This window comes from Deefgea sp. CFH1-16, assembly GCF_016881365.1.
GTDB lineage: Bacteria > Pseudomonadota > Gammaproteobacteria > Burkholderiales > Chitinibacteraceae > Deefgea.
Genome location: NZ_WLYT01000001.1, coordinates 1797486 through 1813211, shown reverse-complemented (window position 1 = coordinate 1813211; position 15726 = coordinate 1797486). Strand labels below are relative to the sequence as shown.

General features: G+C 49.4%; 15 protein-coding genes and 1 pseudogene. 11 read left to right on the top strand and 5 right to left on the bottom strand.

What is annotated here, in order from left to right:
* From GKO28_RS10045 to GKO28_RS10025, 5 genes are read left to right on the top strand one after another with little or no spacing between them, the layout of a single operon-like run.
* Window positions 1–786: a Calx-beta domain-containing protein gene (locus GKO28_RS10045; RefSeq protein WP_182076168.1), complete on the top strand. Its 786-nt coding sequence runs from the start codon at window positions 1–3 to the stop codon at window positions 784–786.
* Window positions 746–994, top strand: a complete 249-nt coding sequence (locus GKO28_RS10040) for a hypothetical protein (protein WP_203564085.1) — start codon at window positions 746–748, stop codon at window positions 992–994. Before GKO28_RS10045 ends, GKO28_RS10040 begins: the two co-directional genes overlap by 41 nt.
* A complete protein-coding gene (locus GKO28_RS10035; RefSeq protein ID WP_182076166.1) occupies window positions 987–2024 on the top strand; it encodes a Calx-beta domain-containing protein in 1038 nt (345 codons plus the stop codon). Before GKO28_RS10040 ends, GKO28_RS10035 begins: the two co-directional genes overlap by 8 nt.
* The gene (locus GKO28_RS10030) at window positions 1963–5508 is read left to right on the top strand and encodes a tandem-95 repeat protein (protein WP_182076165.1); all 3546 of its coding nucleotides are present in this window, start codon (window positions 1963–1965) and stop codon (window positions 5506–5508) included. The genes GKO28_RS10035 and GKO28_RS10030 overlap by 62 nt, the downstream gene beginning before the upstream one ends.
* Complete coding sequence (locus GKO28_RS10025) at window positions 5505–7001, top strand: type I secretion C-terminal target domain-containing protein (RefSeq protein WP_182076164.1); 1497 nt, start codon at window positions 5505–5507, stop codon at window positions 6999–7001. Before GKO28_RS10030 ends, GKO28_RS10025 begins: the two co-directional genes overlap by 4 nt.
* Window positions 7002–7104: 103 nt before the next feature.
* Here GKO28_RS10025 and GKO28_RS10020 read toward each other — a convergent pair whose 3' ends face one another.
* Window positions 7105–7305 carry a hypothetical protein gene (locus GKO28_RS10020; protein WP_182076163.1) on the bottom strand — a complete coding sequence of 67 codons (201 nt, stop codon included), beginning with the start codon at window positions 7303–7305 and terminating at the stop codon, window positions 7105–7107.
* A gap of 289 nt (window positions 7306–7594) precedes the next feature.
* On the opposite strand from GKO28_RS10020, the gene GKO28_RS10015 reads away from it, so the two are divergent.
* Both GKO28_RS10015 and GKO28_RS10010 read left to right on the top strand, forming a co-directional pair.
* On the top strand, window positions 7595–8506 hold the full coding sequence (locus GKO28_RS10015) for a PLP-dependent aminotransferase family protein (RefSeq protein ID WP_203564084.1): 912 nt from the start codon (window positions 7595–7597) through the stop codon (window positions 8504–8506).
* Window positions 8469–8879 carry a hypothetical protein gene (locus tag GKO28_RS10010; RefSeq protein ID WP_203564333.1) on the top strand — a complete coding sequence of 137 codons (411 nt, stop codon included), beginning with the start codon at window positions 8469–8471 and terminating at the stop codon, window positions 8877–8879. Before GKO28_RS10015 ends, GKO28_RS10010 begins: the two co-directional genes overlap by 38 nt.
* Window positions 8880–9113: 234 nt before the next feature.
* Here GKO28_RS10010 and GKO28_RS21445 read toward each other — a convergent pair whose 3' ends face one another.
* From GKO28_RS21445 to GKO28_RS09995, 3 genes are all read right to left on the bottom strand, one after another.
* Window positions 9114–9332, bottom strand: coding sequence for an EAL domain-containing protein (locus GKO28_RS21445; protein WP_182076162.1), 219 nt, complete (start codon window positions 9330–9332; stop codon window positions 9114–9116).
* A 7-nt stretch (window positions 9333–9339) separates the two neighbouring features.
* Entirely contained in the window at window positions 9340–10971 is a 1632-nt protein-coding gene (locus GKO28_RS10000; RefSeq protein ID WP_182076161.1) for a LapD/MoxY N-terminal periplasmic domain-containing protein, read from the bottom strand.
* A gap of 63 nt (window positions 10972–11034) precedes the next feature.
* Window positions 11035–11721 carry a transglutaminase-like cysteine peptidase gene (locus GKO28_RS09995; protein WP_247646469.1) on the bottom strand — a complete coding sequence of 229 codons (687 nt, stop codon included), beginning with the start codon at window positions 11719–11721 and terminating at the stop codon, window positions 11035–11037.
* Between the two features lie 137 nt (window positions 11722–11858).
* On the opposite strand from GKO28_RS09995, the gene GKO28_RS09990 reads away from it, so the two are divergent.
* The 4 genes and pseudogenes from GKO28_RS09990 to GKO28_RS09975 all read left to right on the top strand — a co-directional run bounded on the left by GKO28_RS09990 (window position 11859) and on the right by GKO28_RS09975 (window position 15442).
* Window positions 11859–13670, top strand: a complete 1812-nt coding sequence (locus GKO28_RS09990) for a TolC family outer membrane protein (RefSeq protein WP_182076160.1) — start codon at window positions 11859–11861, stop codon at window positions 13668–13670.
* Between the two features lie 102 nt (window positions 13671–13772).
* A pseudogene (rlmH, locus tag GKO28_RS09985) lies at window positions 13773–14244 on the top strand (23S rRNA (pseudouridine(1915)-N(3))-methyltransferase RlmH).
* Between the two features lie 44 nt (window positions 14245–14288).
* Window positions 14289–15074, top strand: coding sequence for a Maf family protein (locus GKO28_RS09980; protein WP_307838979.1), 786 nt, complete (start codon window positions 14289–14291; stop codon window positions 15072–15074).
* 143 nt (window positions 15075–15217) lie between these two features.
* Window positions 15218–15442: an RNA-binding S4 domain-containing protein gene (locus tag GKO28_RS09975; RefSeq protein ID WP_182076159.1), complete on the top strand. Its 225-nt coding sequence runs from the start codon at window positions 15218–15220 to the stop codon at window positions 15440–15442.
* Here the strand turns inward: GKO28_RS09975 and GKO28_RS09970 are convergent.
* Entirely contained in the window at window positions 15439–15585 is a 147-nt protein-coding gene (locus GKO28_RS09970; RefSeq protein WP_182076158.1) for a hypothetical protein, read from the bottom strand. The two genes, GKO28_RS09975 and GKO28_RS09970, sit on opposite strands and share 4 nt — an antisense overlap.
* Between the last annotated feature and the right edge of the window lie 141 nt (window positions 15586–15726).

The window sequence follows — 15726 nt, the reverse complement described above, 5'->3', positions numbered from 1 at the left end:
GTGCCAGCCGGTACCACCAGCATCAAAGTGCAAGTGGCCACCGTCAACGACAACATCGTGGAAGGCAATGAAACCATTACGCTGACCGCGAAGAGCGAATTCGAACCCGCCGCTGGCGCAGGCCAAACCGGTACCGGCACGATTCTCGACAACGACAGCAGCACGCTGAGCGTCACGCCGGCGCTGAACAATGTCAGCGTGTCTGAAGGCAGCGCTGCGGACTTCACCGTTAAATTGAGCAATCCATCGGCCACCGACACCCAAGTGACGTTGAAACTCATCACCGATGGCGCAACCGGCAATGCATCCGCCGCTGACGTCGCCGGTTTGCAATACAAAGACAGCACTGGCAACTGGGTCAATGTCCCAGCCAATGGCCAAGTGACGATTGCTGCGGGTCAAACCGAAGTCATCGTCCGTGTACCGACCGTGCAAGATGGGGTGTATGAAGGCAAAGAGAACTTCACCCTCGACGCCACTGTCAACGGCAACACCGTGTCGGGTCAAGGTAGCATCATTGATGATGGCACCGGCACCATTCCGCCAGAACAACCGGGTACGCCAGATAACGATCAACCTAAAGTCGCCAGCGTCAGCAGCCCAAGTGTGACTGAGGGTGGCAATCTGGTGTTCGACGTCCAACTCGACCACAGCAGCACCACCGCGACGACCGTGAATCTAAATCTCGCGAACGGCAGCGGCATCGTCGGCACCGATACCAACAGCTTTAAAGTGAGTTTTGATAATGGGGGTGACGTATGTCAATGTCACCGGCGGACAGGTTAGCGTGCCAGCCGGTACCACCAGCATCAAAGTGCAAGTGGCCACCGTCAACGACAACATCGTGGAAGGCAATGAAACCATTACGCTGACGGCGAAGAGCGAATTCGAACCCGCCGCTGGCGCAGGCCAAACCGGTACCGGCACGATTCTCGACAACGACAGCAGCACGCTGAGCGTCACGCCAGCCCCTCGACAATGTCAGCGTGTCTGAAGGCAGCGCTGCGGACTTCACCGTTAAATTGAGCAATCCATCGGCCACTGATACCCAAGTGACGTTGAATCTCATCACCACCGGCACCAATGGCAATGCATCGGCCACTGACGTCGCCGGTTTGCAATACAAAGACAGCAATGGCAGCTGGGTCAATGTCCCAGCCAACGGCCAAGTCACGATTGCGGCCGGTCAAACCGAAGTCATCGTCCGTGTACCGACCGTGCAAGATGGGGTGTATGAAGGTAAAGAGAACTTCACCCTCAACGCCACCGTCAACGGCAACACTGTGTCGGGTCAAGGTAGCATCATTGATGATGGCACCGGCACCATTCCGCCAGAACAACCCGGTACGCCAGATAACGATCAACCTAAAGTCGCCAGCGTCAGCAGCCCAAGTGTGACTGAGGGTGGCAATCTGGTGTTCGACGTCCAACTCGACCACAGCAGCACCACCGCGACGACCGTGAATCTAAATCTCGCGAACGGCAGCGGCATCGTCGGCACCGATACCAACAGCTTTAAAGTGAGTTTTGATAATGGGGTGACGTATGTCAATGTCACCGGCGGACAGGTTAGCGTGCCAGCCGGTACCACCAGCATCAAAGTGCAAGTGGCCACCGTCAACGACAACATCGTGGAAGGCAATGAAACCATTACGCTGACGGCGAAGAGCGAATTCGAACCCGCCGCTGGCGCAGGCCAAACCGGTACCGGCACGATTCTCGACAACGACAGCAGCACGCTGAGCGTCACGCCGGCGCTGAACAATGTCAGCGTGTCTGAAGGCAGCGCTGCGGACTTCACCGTTAAATTGAGCAATCCATCGGCCACCGACACCCAAGTGACGTTGAAACTCATCACCGATGGCGCAACCGGCAATGCATCCGCCGCTGACGTCGCCGGTTTGCAATACAAAGACAGCACTGGCAACTGGGTCAATGTCCCAGCCAATGGCCAAGTGACGATTGCTGCGGGGTCAAACCGAAGTCATCGTCCGTGTACCGACCGTGCAAGATGGGGTGTATGAAGGCAAAGAGAACTTCACCCTCGACGCCACTGTCAACGGCAACACCGTGTCGGGTCAAGGTAGCATCATTGATGATGGCACCGGCACCATTCCGCCAGAACAACCGGGTACGCCAGATAACGATCAACCTAAAGTCGCTAGCGTCAGCAGCCCAAGTGTGACTGAGGGTGGCAATCTGGTGTTCGACGTCCAACTCGACCACAGCAGCACCACCGCGACGACCGTGAATCTAAATCTCGCCAACGGCAGCGGCATCGTCGGCACCGATACCAACAGCTTTAAAGTGAGTTTTGATAATGGGGTGACGTATGTCAATGTCACCGGCGGACAGGTTAGCGTGCCAGCCGGTACCACCAGCATCAAAGTGCAAGTGGCCACCGTCAACGACAACATCGTGGAAGGCAATGAAACCATTACGCTGACGGCGAAGAGCGAATTCGAACCGGCCGCTGGCGCAGGTCAAACCGGCACCGGCACGATTCTCGACAACGACATTAATCCAGAAACCAACGCCACAACCGCGACCGGTGACGAAGATACCCTCATCGCAGTCAACCTCAACGGTAGTGATGTTGATGGCACTGTGGCCAACTTCAAAGTGACGAGCTTGCCAGCGAACGGCAAGTTCTACAGCGATGCGGCGGGAACTGTTGAGATCACGACCGCAAGTGTGATTACGGCAACCAACAATGGCGCAACCATCTACTTCAAACCGAATGCCAACTGGAATGGCGATACGACATTCCAATACGCCGCTACGGATAATTCTGGTTTGGCGGATGCCACTCCGGCCAATGGCAAAATCACAGTCAATGCGGTGAACGACGCGCCAGAAACCAACGCCACAACTGCGACCGGTGACGAAGACACCCTCATCGCAGTTAACCTCAACGGTAGCGATACTGATGGCACAGTGGCCAACTTCTCCGTAACGACCTTGCCAGCAAACGGCACGTTCTACAGCGATGCGGCCGGTACCATTGCGATCACAGCGGATAGTGTGATTACGGCAACCAATAATGGTGCAACCATCTACTTCAAACCGGATGCCAATTGGAATGGCGATACGACATTCCAATACACTGCGACGGACAATACCGGCTTGACTGATGCCACACCGGCCAATGGCAAAATCACCGTTAATGCCGTGAATGATGCGCCAGATGCTATTGATGATCCTGCGACAACAACCGGTCTTAAATCTGAATACTTCGTGTACCACGAAGGCAGCAATCTTGATGGTAGTAATTTAACTTCACTCGCGATGGTGAACGATTTTATTGCTAGCCACAGTGCTTCTGCGGTCTTTACTGCTAAGACCTTTAATTACAATCTTGGCAATGGTGATCTGGGCGCGAACAACAATCTACAAACCTTCCTTGGTAGTGATGCTGCATCTCTGAGTACAGATCCAGAGAACTCATCGGATGCCATTATTCGCATGACTGGAAATATCACCTTAGCAGCAGGCACTTATAACTTTAAAGTGCTCGCCGATGATGGTTATGTGATTTATGTTGATGGCAAAAAAGTGGCTGAGGTTGATCGGATTCAGTCACCAACGGGCACAGAGCATGCTTCATTTACCATCGCGACGGGAGGCAATCACACCATTGAGATTTTATATTGGGATCAGGGTGGCCAAGCCGTATTCAAACCAGAACTACGCCAAGGATCTGATGCTTATCAGTCATTAGGCAACTTCATCCTAACTAGCCCTGTACCTTACTCAACAGCAGAAGATACCCCACTGAATATCTCTGGCGCGGCTTTACTCGCTAACGATAAAGACCCCGATGGCGATATTTTGACGATTACATCCGTCCAAGGTGCGACTAACGGTAGCGTGACGCTCGTTAATGGCAATGTGGTGTTCACTCCGGCACCGAACTACACCGGCCCAGCAAGCTTTACCTATACCATTAGCGATGGTAAAGGCGGCACGGACACGGCGACTGTTTCACTCCATGTCACAGCAGTTAACGACGCACCAGATACCGCGAATATTACGGCCAGTGGCGCTGAAGATACCTTAATTGCCGTTAATCTCAGCGGCAGTGATGTGGATGGCTCGGTGCGCAGTTTTAACCTGACGACCTTACCAAGCACCGGCACTTTCTATAGCGATGCCGCTGGTACAGTTGCCATCACAGCAGCGACGGTGATTGCCGCGACAGCCAATGGTGCAACGATTTACTTCAAGCCCAATGCAAATTGGAATGGCGACACAACGTTCCAATATGCCGCAAAAGATGTTTATGGCGTTGTTGATCCAACACCTGCGACAGGCACAATCAGCGTCACACCGGTCAATGATGCGCCAACTTTTGTATCCGGCACATCAGCGACAGTGTCTGAAGAAGGTTTGACAGGCGGTATTGCAGATACCGCAGGAACAACCGATTCCACCGATACCAAGATAACCACAGGAAACGTTACTTTCAGTGACGTGGATAATTCTTCGCTCACCTATACACTAACTGCACCTGCTCCTGGGCCTGCGCAAGCAGGTTTGACCTCGGGTGGTCAGGCGATTGTTTGGAGCGGCAATGGCAGTGATACGCTCGTCGGCACGGTGGGCAATCAAACGATTGTCACGATTTCGATTGATGGTACTGGCAAATACACCGTGACATTATCGGGCCCAGTTGATCATGCCGACAAAACCACTGAAGATCTAAAATCGTTCAATGTGACGGTGAGTGCATCAGATGGTAAGTTATCAAGTTCAGGTCAAGTTACGATCAATATTGAAGATGATGCACCGGTAGGACAAAACACCACTACGACTGTGCAAATGCCGTATATCAGCACCAATTTAATTCTGACTTTGGATACCTCGGGCAGTATGGGCGATCCAAGCGGAATTGCAGGCAAAACCCGCTTACAAGTAGCCAAAGAAGCGTTAACTCAACTCATCAATGATTACGATAATGTGGGTGACGTTAAAGTTATGTTGGTTGGCTTTAGCTCATCGGCAACGACACAACTCTTTAATGGCAATACCTGGCTCACCGCTACTGAAGCAAAAGCCATATTGGCTAACTTTACTGCCAGTGGCGGAACGAATTACGACGCTGCAGCTGGGCAGGTCATGCAAAACTTTGACAAGCCAGGCAAACTCGTCGGAGGACAAAACGTGGGGTATTTCTTCTCTGATGGCGCACCAAATACAGGCCTAGGTTTAGATACTACCGAAACCAAAGCATGGACTGATTTCTTAAATAACAAAGACATTAATTCACTGGCGATTGGCTTAGGCACTGGCGTGGCTGGAACTAATCTCGATCCTCTAGCTTATAACGGTACAGGATCAGGCACCGAAGCCAACTCGATTATCGTCACTGATTTGGCGCAATTGCCGCCGATTCTGCGCGATACCATCCTTACGCCAACAGCAGGCAATATCACTGGTGGGCTGGTTGGATCGACTGTCTCAGGTTTTGGTGTGCCGATGGTGGCCATATCAACGACATCACTGTGAATGGGGTGAAATACACCTTTAACACTGCGGGCAATAGCATCACCACCACCGCCAATGGCAGCACCTATTCATTTGATCCTGTGACCCATACATTAAAAGTCACTACGACATTGGGTGGGCAATTCATCATTGATATGGATGATGGTAAATACACCTACACGCCGCCAGTTAACTTACAAAGCAATACCAGCGAGAATATTGGCTTCACCTTGATCGATAATGATGGCGACTTGGATAAATCGAATAGCAAATTGACGATCAATGTCATTCCACCGCGCTATAACAGCGCGCCGGTACTAGTCGATGACTTTAGCTTTACCAAAGCCAATCAAGCGATTTCACTTGATGTGCTAGCCAATGATAAAGACTTGCAAGGCGATAAATTAACGCTGACTGGCACGCCAACACTCCTTTCTGGACAAGGTGTGGTCACCATTGATCCTAAAACGGGCTTACCAGTCTTTACACCAAGCGCCGACTTTATTGGTGAAGCCACCATCCGCTACACCGTCAGCGACGGTTTTGGTGGTACATCTAGTGCGATTTGGACGGTCAAAGTCGTGCCTGAAAGCAATATCCTAGATGGTTCAAATGAAGGTGGCGTTGGCTCATACTTTGTACAAGGCCCTGAATCTGGCGCAGGAACTCAGATTTATGTGTCATCAGCAGGGTTTGGCCAAGTCGGAGGTGTAACCTATTTCAGCAATGCTACGAGCACCGATCAAGTCATCCTCACTGGCGGTAGTAATGACCACGTTGAAGCCGGTGCCGGCAATGATTTAATCTACACCGGTGAAACACAGGATATTAATAATTCTGTCGCCTTAAAAGATGAGAATTTCTTCCTAAATAGCAAACTCATGAATGATGCCGATGGTACCTTGTCAACGGTGGCCAATAACGACAAGCTAGTTCAAAGCATTGTGAATGAAATGCAGCCCGTCGCCGACTTAGTTAACGCCGGTAGCGGCAATGACACTGTGTTTGGTGAAAATGGCTCAGACGCTCTGTATGGCAATGCAGGTAACGACAAGCTGTTTGGTGGAGCAGGAATTGATGCCTTGCGTGGTGGCGCGGGCAATGACTTACTTGCTGGCGGCTCGGGTAACGATATTCTGCGCGGCGATGCGGGATCTGACACCTTTAAGTGGACGCTGGGTGACCAAGGCACTGCTGGCGCACCTGCCCGTGATGTGGTGATGGACTTCAACAACGCCAAATCAGGCAATGCTGCGGGCGATGTGGATAAACTCGATCTACGTGACTTACTACAAGGCGAAAACACTGGCAGCCTCACGCAGTATCTGCACTTTGAGAAATCTGGTTCAGACACCATTATTCACGTGAGTAGCAAAGGTGAATTTAGCAACGGCAATTGGACCGCGAAAGAAGACCAAGTCATCACGCTGCAAGGTGTTGATCTCACCACATCAGGTAGTGATCAAGCCATCATCAATGACCTACTCAGCAAAGGACGATTGATTACTGATTAAGCAGAATAACAAAAAGGCCAGACTCACCATCTGGCCTTTTTTTATATCTATTATTTGCTTACCGCCATTGCGAACTGCGCTAAAAAAGTAGCTACATAGCGCTTTAATTCATATTCCTCTCTGCGACGTACGATATTTTAATCCGCAAATGAGTAAATACTTGCTTTAGCCAACACCAGATCGAGCAAGTTGGCACGTCAATAAAAAACACCTCGGCTTCGCCACTCAAGCTCACCCAACCCGATTGCTGCAGCTCATACTCCCCTTCTGTGAGTAAGTTTTTTTTGCCGCCACGATTGTTCACCTAGATACACTATACATTCCAGCTCGACCTGACCTTGCCGCACGACAATCTTGCTTTGCGCGGTCAAATAAGTATCGAGGCGCTGTCCTTTGCGTATTTGCTGCATGGCGATGCTCCTTTAAGCGCCATCTTAAGCAAACAAGAACCCCAAAAACAGTGACAAGAACAAAGCATCTGCTTCGCAACAGAAAGAAAAATCCGATGCTGTTATGCTGTGATTTTATGCCATCTATATCTATGGCCTGAGCAAGCTTTAAAGCATGATGGCAAAAACTGGGGAACGGCAACTATGGATTTTCTTTATCAGCGCTGGGCAGCGCATTATCTCAGTGCCATTGTTTCAGGCACGCTAAAAGTGGGCGAGCGCATGCCTTCTTTGCGCGAACTCATGCGCCTGCATGGCATCAGCCTCTCTACGGCCTTGCAACTGTGCCGCCAGCTGGAAACCGATGGTTATCTGGAGGCAAGACCGCGCTCTGGCTATTTTGTCCGGCAAAGAATGCGCATCAAGCCGGTGGCAGAGCCACGGCTCAATATCGATCCGGCGCAATATGTGGGTATTCACGCCCGCGTTTCTGATTTTATTGCCCGAGGCAGGCAGCAGCCGATTAAGCATAATTTCTCGGTCGCCCGCTGCGCTCCCGAGTTATACCCCAGCGAAGCGCTTAAAAACGCGGCCATTCGTGCCTTAAAACAATCACCGGATCTCTTGGTGAGCGCCGTTCCGAATAGAGGCTATCCGGCATTCAGAGCCATACTGGCCAAACGGGCAATGCGCATGGGTGTGCTGATGTCGCCTGATGAAGTACTGATCACCCACGGTTGTATCGAAGCGCTCAATCTGGCGCTGCGAGCCGTGGCTCAGCCCGGCGACACCATTGCCGTTGAGTCACCCACTTTTTACGGCCTGCTGCAAATTTTAGAAAGCCTCGGTCTACGTGCCATCGAAATCCCCAGCAGCCCACAAACCGGCATATCGATCGAAGCTTTGGAGCTGGCCTGCCAGACTTACGAAGAGATCAAGGCCGTAGTCGTGGTGCCACATTTACAAAATCCACTGGGTAGCATCATGCCTGAGGCGCATAAAGACCGACTGGTGGCGCTGTGCGAGGCACAGGGCATTGCACTAATCGAGGACGATACCTATAGCGAGCTTATCAACGATGAGATCCCCGCTTCGCGCCCTGAAAGCGCGGGATAAAACCGGCAATGTGGTCTATTGCGCCTCTTTGCATAAGATCTTAGCCCCGGGTATGCGATTAGGCTGGATGAATGGCGGGCGCTGGCAGGCGCGAATCGAGATGCTGAAATATGCCCAAACCCGCGATAACGAAGCATGGTCGCAAATCGCAGCCGCCGAATATATGGCTTCTAGCGCCTATGACCGGCATTTGCGTCGGCTACGCAGCACGCTTAAAACACAGCGCGAGCGCACTGCCGAAGCGATTGCTCGCTATTTTCCAGCAGGCACACGGCTCAATGTGCCCAATGGCGGGCTGGCTTTATGGGTGGAATTACCTGAGCAACTGTCATCCAAGCGAGTATTTGAGGCTGCGCTCAAACAAGGATTTTAATTGCTCCCGGGCTGATGTTTTCTAATTCAAACCGCTTTGAGCACTTTATCCGCATTAACTGTGGCTGGCCGTTTAGCCCAGAAATTGATCTGGCATTACAACAATTAGGTGCCTTGATTCGAGCCGTAAGCCACACTCAGCCCGCTTAAATTACTCAGTGCTAAGGCATAAGTCATCGTGAAGGAGCTATCCAGAACATTAAAACCCATGCCAGCACATCATCAAAGGTGAAGATCAAATCTTGCTAATTTTATCTTTGGTAATCAGTCCCGTTACACCACCTAGTCCCAGCTCTTGTAATTTCAGCCATTCAGCTTCGGTGCGAACTTGTTCTGCAATCGTCAATATGCCAAGGCTATCGGCCATACGAACGACCTCTTTTAATAAGCGTTGATTGCCAGTATGTTGATCAATATCGAGGATATAGCTGCCATCAATTTTTAAATACGCCAACGGTAAATCATATAAAGCGCAGCATACTACTCACCGCGCGGCCAAAATGCTCAATCCCCACTTTGACATTAAATTGATTCATTTCTGCGGCAAAGGTGGCCAGCGTTTCAAACTCTTGCGTAAAACTATTACCATTAATATCAAACCACAGACGAGCGCGAATCTCTGAACTCAAGCCTTGCAAAATTTTGACGAGCTCGGCGCGAAATGGCAGATGACTCAATGATTCAATATCTAAATTCACCGCATAATTTGCCGAGTGCAGCTGCAATTCTTTCACCGCTAAGCGAATTGCCGCTAAATCAAGCTCCGCAGTTAAACCAAAACGCTTAGCAAAAGGCATAAAGACGCCTGCGCTCAATAAGCGATCGCTGCCAGCCTCAGGAAGGCGCAGCATTAACTCTTGATGAATCACCCTCCCTTGCCAATCGAGAACTGGATATTGTGCAGCCACAAACTGTTGCGATTGAACTGCTTGCTGTAAGCAAGTACGCCAGTAGGTATTTGGATGGCTCACCAGCGCCACATTCACCTCGGCAGCTACAGCACTGATCACCCCTTGATTCTCAGCCTGCGCCAATGCTGCATCGGTTCTAGCCAGCAAAGCACCAACTGATTCACCTTGATTGAACTCGCTATAACCGATATGGATGAAGTCTTCCATACTGCTTAACTCAGCCAAGGACGCCAGTAATTGGGCGACAAACTCTGCCGGTTGCTCTAATGCCGGCGTCGTTAAAGCAAAATCACACCCATTTAGCCGAGCCGCCACCCACTCCTCACCTTGATCATCCCAGCGTGCCAAGCACGTTGCAATCTGGCTCAGCAATTGGTCCGTTGCTTGTCGACCTAGGTTTTGATTAATCTCAGCCAAATCTTTTAACCGCAGCATGAGTAAAAAACCATGCCCACTGCGATCTTCATCATTGAGTAAACCTGATAATCGCCCCATAAAAAAAGCCCGATTGACTAAGCCGGTTACTTTGTCTCGATTCACATCTTGATGCAGCTGATCAATGCGCTCAGATTGCTCATCAAACATTTGCTTGATTCGCACCACCATACTATTCATTGCGCCAACGACTCGGCGTAATTCAATATATGGCGGCTCGGCAATCGTAATAAAGCGACGCTCGCTAATCGCCTCGGCCTGCGCAATCATCTGTTGAATCGGCTGGCGCACGCGATTAAATAGCGCCCAAACCAATAAGGCCACCAAGACCCCACCGCCAATAATCCAAAAGAATAATTTAACCACACCACTCCATAGCGATTCGTAAGCAAATTTGCTATGCGCTCGTACCTCTACAGCACCAGCCTGCTGCCAGCCCTTACTCACCAAAGCCTGCCCTGATGCCACATCAATCGGAAATAGCTGCATAAACCAAGTTGGCACATGGCTAGGTAGCTCTTTATTTTTGAGTTCAATGATTATTTTTTTATGCGGATCACGAAATCGAATCAACTCAAAATGCCCAGAATCAAACAAGGCCGATGTCATTAACTCAATCATTGCTGGATCTTCAGCCTGTTGTGACAAAGACAAAGCCAAAGACGATGCATTATCACTACTTTGTGTAAATAATTGTTGCTGCAAATAATCTCGTGCACTCAATGTACTCACAATTAAGCTCACCATATAAAAGCAAGCAACGTTGAGATTATTATTAGTAATAATACTTGGCGAATTAAAGACACGTGGTCATTCCTTATTGTCAATACCATCGGCTTGCATACGCAATAAAACATCTTTCCAACGCGACAAACGATCAATCGATGCCGATGGCTGTTTACCACTACCTGCAAACACACCTTCATGATTAAAGCTAAATACGGGAGTTAAATCAGGACGGCGACTTGCTGGGCGAATTTCACTAATTAAATTATCTAAAACTAAGGGTTCTGCATCCGGATCGCTATAATAAGTCAATACCATATGCGCCTGACTAATTGTACTATTAGTGCCACCTATTTTGGCTTTTACATAGCTCAGCCTTAATTTGTCAGTAGAAACCCCAGCTTCTTTTAGTGTCATATATTTAATAATTGCAAAATCTTCACAATCCCCTGCTGATTTTCCTATCATTTCTAGTGGCGTCGCCCAATAATCAGCTTGGTTCCACAATACTTGATCTTCAACAAACTGAAATCTACGATTGATATACTCATTAATTCGTTTAAGCTTGTCAGACTCCGGCAATGCTTTGCTACTTAACAATAATTGCTGCATTTCTGCCACAGTTTTAACTGTATTTGCAGCATAACGCTGCTGCGCCAACTTAAGCAAACGATCAAAATCCCATGCTGAAAAGACGGGGAAAGCCCAAAGCATGGTGAGCAACAGTAAGCTGCAAATCCATCCACAATCAGGACGCTGCAAATTGAACATTTCGATCTTTTCTCGACGATTTGGCTATAGTAGTAATTGTTAATACTAGAGCACTATTGAAATCATTTAGGTAAACTAGGCAACAATCAGCTCGCTTATAACATTAATACATCAAACTAAATTGGACATTGAGAGATATGAAGCTAAAAACAATTGCAATTGTATTGCTAACTCTTAGCAGTGCCACCAGCTTTGCTGCCTCAACATTACGCGACGCAGTCGAACAAACTGTATTACGTAATCCAGAAATTCGGGCTAAATGGCTAGAATTTCGTGCGTCAGGAAAAGAGCAAGATGTTGCGCGCGGTGGATACTACCCACAAATCAATATTCAAGGTATTGCAAGTACAGAAAACCTGCAAGAACCAAAAAGCAAAACCGGTAATTTCAATCACCCTAGCTACAATATTGAATTTCGCCAAATGCTATTTGATGGTTTTGCGACTTCTGAAGAAGTTCGCCGCCTCGGTTATGGCAGCCTCACTCGCTATTATGATTTATTAGCCGCCAGTGATGCCGCCGCACTTGAAACCACCAATGCTTATTTAGATGTATTACGCTATCGAAAATTAGTCGAACTAGCCAGCGACAATTATGCGATTCATAAAGAAACCTACAATCAAATTGTCGAGCGCGTCGAAGCCGGTGTTGGTCGCCGAGTTGATTTAGAAATGGCAACCGGGCGTTTAGCATTAGCTGAATCGAATTGGCTGACCGAATCATCGAATTTACTCGATGTTTCTGCCCGCTATGAACGCCTGACTGGGGTAGCGCCAGATGCGAGCATGAATGACGTACCTGACTTAGGCGCATTTAGCCCAAAAGATTTAAATAATCTTAAAGATGCGCTACGTAATAATCCAAGCTTTTTGGCATCGATCTACAATATTCGCAGTGCTCGTGCCGCTGCCACTGCTAAAAAGAGCGGCTTTTATCCGCAACTCTATTTCCGCGCCGCGCATGGCTACGATAAAAATCGCGACAATATCGACGGCAATTATCGCGATAGCAAAGCGCAGCTGATTGTTGATTACAATATTTTCCGTGGTGGCAGCGATATCGCTTTAGCTAGCCAATACGCAGAGCAGCTCAATATCACCTATGAATTGCGTGATAAAGTCTGCCGCGATTTACGCCAAACTACTCAAATTGCGTGGAATGATACTTATCGCCTCACTGAGCAACGTAAATACCTAGACCAGCACGTACTCTCAACCGAAAAAGCGCGTGATGCATTCCGCCGTCAATTTGATATTGGCCAACGTTCATTACTCGACTTATTAGACACTGAAAACGAGCTATTTGAAGCCAAACGAGCGCTGGTACGTGCTGAATTTGATAATCAACTCGCGTATGCTCGTGTACTGACTCAAGCGCATGAACTACTCGCCGCACTACAAATCGCGCCCCTGGAAAATATTGCGCCTGACGACGACCTTGGCGGTAGCGAAGCAGAAGATGATAAAGCCAACTGCTTGGGCGCTTTGATTCCAGCCGTGCCACTTGATCGTGAGGCTGCACTGGCTGGTCGACCACCACGTATTGCCACACCGGTGGTTCCCACTACACCAGAAACGCCAACTAACAATAATAGCTGCGATAAATCGATTACCGAGATGGTAGAAAGCTGGCGCAGCCAATGGGCCGAGAAAAAGGTTGATGCGTATTTAGCACAATACGCTAGCCAATTTGAAGCCTCAGGCAAACGAACTCGCGCCGACTGGGAAAATAAACGCCGTAGCCGCTTAAGTAAAGAAGGCCCGATCACCTTGAAATTTGACAACTTAAGCTGCAGCAATGTCAGCAAAGATCAAGCCAAGGTCACCTTTAAACAAAGCTACAACTCAAGCAACTATCAAGACAACGTTGAGAAAACCCTTGATCTCGTTTCCGAAGGTGGTAAATGGAAAATCAAACGCGAACAAGTCACCAGTGGGCGTAGCGAATAAACTCATACCCGCAAACCAACAGCCCGTTAATCGACGGGCTGTTTTTATTTTTGCCTGACGCATCTGTTACCATCGGGCGTGTCACTACCGTAAAAAATTAATATGAAACTGCAACTGATTGCTGTCGGCCACAAAATGCCGAACTGGATTACTGAAGGCTTTACCGAATACGCCAAACGCATGCCACGTGATTTTGCGCTAACGCTGACTGAACTTAAGCCCGATAAACGCATCAGCGCGCGCACGCCGCAGCAAGTGATGAGCGAAGAAGCTGATCGCATTTTAGCGGCGATTCCCGATGGGCGCACGCGTATTGGCACTCGATGAGCGCGGTGCCAATTGGACGACGATGAAACTCGCCGAAAACATGAAAAACTGGCAAATCGACGGCCGCGAAACGGTGTTTATTATCGGCGGCACCGATGGTCTTGATCCACGTATTAAGCAACGCGCCGACCAATTATTGCAGCTATCAGCCATGACGATGCCCCACGGCATGGTGCGCGTATTGCTCGCCGAGCAACTGTATCGCGCGGTGTCGATTATTAATAACCATCCCTATCATCGAGAATAAGGCTGGCATCATGGGCTACTTGCTTCCCATCATCCTGTTTTTGCGTGCTAGCCCTATTTGCCGATATTGGCGAGCGTGGCATGGGGGCTTTGCTACTCTATGGCTTGCTGGTGATTGCGTACATCATCGGATTTGGCCTGCGACACGCTTGGCGCAAGCAAGCACTGCCGTTTAACGCCGTCACGCTTGGCTGCTGGTTAATTTCTACCTTCTTTTTTGCTCAGGCTTTAATCTTCACTATGACCCAACTCTACCTTGCCTCTGGCAGTCCACGCCGTAAAGAATTGCTCGCGCAAACCGGCGTGATGTTTGAACGCATCGCTGCCCCCATCGATGAAACCCCGCAAGTGGCGGAAAATCCACGTGATTATGTGATTCGTATGGCGGTAGAAAAAGCTGAATCCGGCTGGCAACATTTAATCGCCTTGGGTTTGACGCTCAAACCCGTGCTTGCATCCGACACTTCGGTGGTGTTCGCCGATGAGATTTTAGGCAAGCCGCTGGATGCCGCCGACGCTGCGGCGATGCTACGTAAACTCTCTGGTAATACGCACGAAGTACTGACTAGCTTGGCACTGCGCGACGAACATGGCGTGCAAACCCGATTAAGCGTCAGCCGCGTCACCTTTGCCCAACTGAGCGAAGCACAAATCGCCACTTATGTAGCCAGCGGCGAGCCAATGGACAAAGCCGGCGCGTATGGTATTCAAGGCTTGGGAGGCGTATTTGTCGCGCATCTGGACGGCAGTTTTACCGGTGTCATGGGTTTACCCTTGCACGATACTGCGGCATTATTGGCGGAACATGGCTTAGGCATTTTGGCGCAATAGCGTTACTGATAACACGCATTAATGCTGCGCCGCAGGCCGTTTAAATGATAGCCCACAGCGACAAGCACTTATTTTTTAGATGTATTGAGCTGCAGACTTTGCTTAAAAAGACCTGCAAGCAAATACCCATAAGGACAGACACAATGGCAATCCAAACTTTTGAACTACGTAACGAATACATCGCGCTGTGCGATTTGATTAAAAACCTGGGTATTTCACACTCAGGCGGCGCGCCCAAATTGATGGTCGCTGAAGGCTTGGTCGAAGTCGATGGCGTACTCGAAAGCCGTAAAACCGCCAAAATCCGCCCAGGCATGGTGGTTAAAGTTTTAGGCGAAGAAATCCACGTTGTCGCCAGTGACGCTTAACCGCGCCAGACATTACGAATCACCAGCAACGCTGAAGCGGCATACGCGAACAAGATCAACAGCAGAATCGGCAACATCGCGCCAGTGAGCGTTAAATTGTTGCCGAGTTTTTGCGGCAAAATAAACAGCAGATACTGCAACAAAAAAAACCAGCCAAGCTCAGCAAAAATTGACGCAAGCGGTGCAGTACCCACTGTACGCTAGAACGACGTTGCAACATAAACCACATCCGCAGCAAAAAGAGGAAGGCGATTTATACCGTAAGCAAATGACGATAGCATGAC

What these genes read in the sequence shown, in the direction of transcription:
- GKO28_RS09995 (WP_247646469.1), bottom strand. Translation starts at nt 11,721, where the DNA reads ATGTTCAATTTGCAGCGTCCTGATTGTGGATGGATTTGCAGCTTACTG.
- GKO28_RS09990 (WP_182076160.1), top strand. Translation starts at nt 11,859, where the DNA reads ATGAAGCTAAAAACAATTGCAATTGTATTGCTAACTCTTAGCAGTGCC.
- GKO28_RS10015 (WP_203564084.1), top strand. Translation starts at nt 7,595, where the DNA reads ATGGATTTTCTTTATCAGCGCTGGGCAGCGCATTATCTCAGTGCCATT.
- GKO28_RS09975 (WP_182076159.1), top strand. Translation starts at nt 15,218, where the DNA reads ATGGCAATCCAAACTTTTGAACTACGTAACGAATACATCGCGCTGTGC.
- GKO28_RS10000 (WP_182076161.1), bottom strand. Translation starts at nt 10,971, where the DNA reads ATGGTGAGCTTAATTGTGAGTACATTGAGTGCACGAGATTATTTGCAG.
- GKO28_RS10040 (WP_203564085.1), top strand. Translation starts at nt 746, where the DNA reads ATGGGGGTGACGTATGTCAATGTCACCGGCGGACAGGTTAGCGTGCCA.
- GKO28_RS10010 (WP_203564333.1), top strand. Translation starts at nt 8,469, where the DNA reads ATGAGATCCCCGCTTCGCGCCCTGAAAGCGCGGGATAAAACCGGCAAT.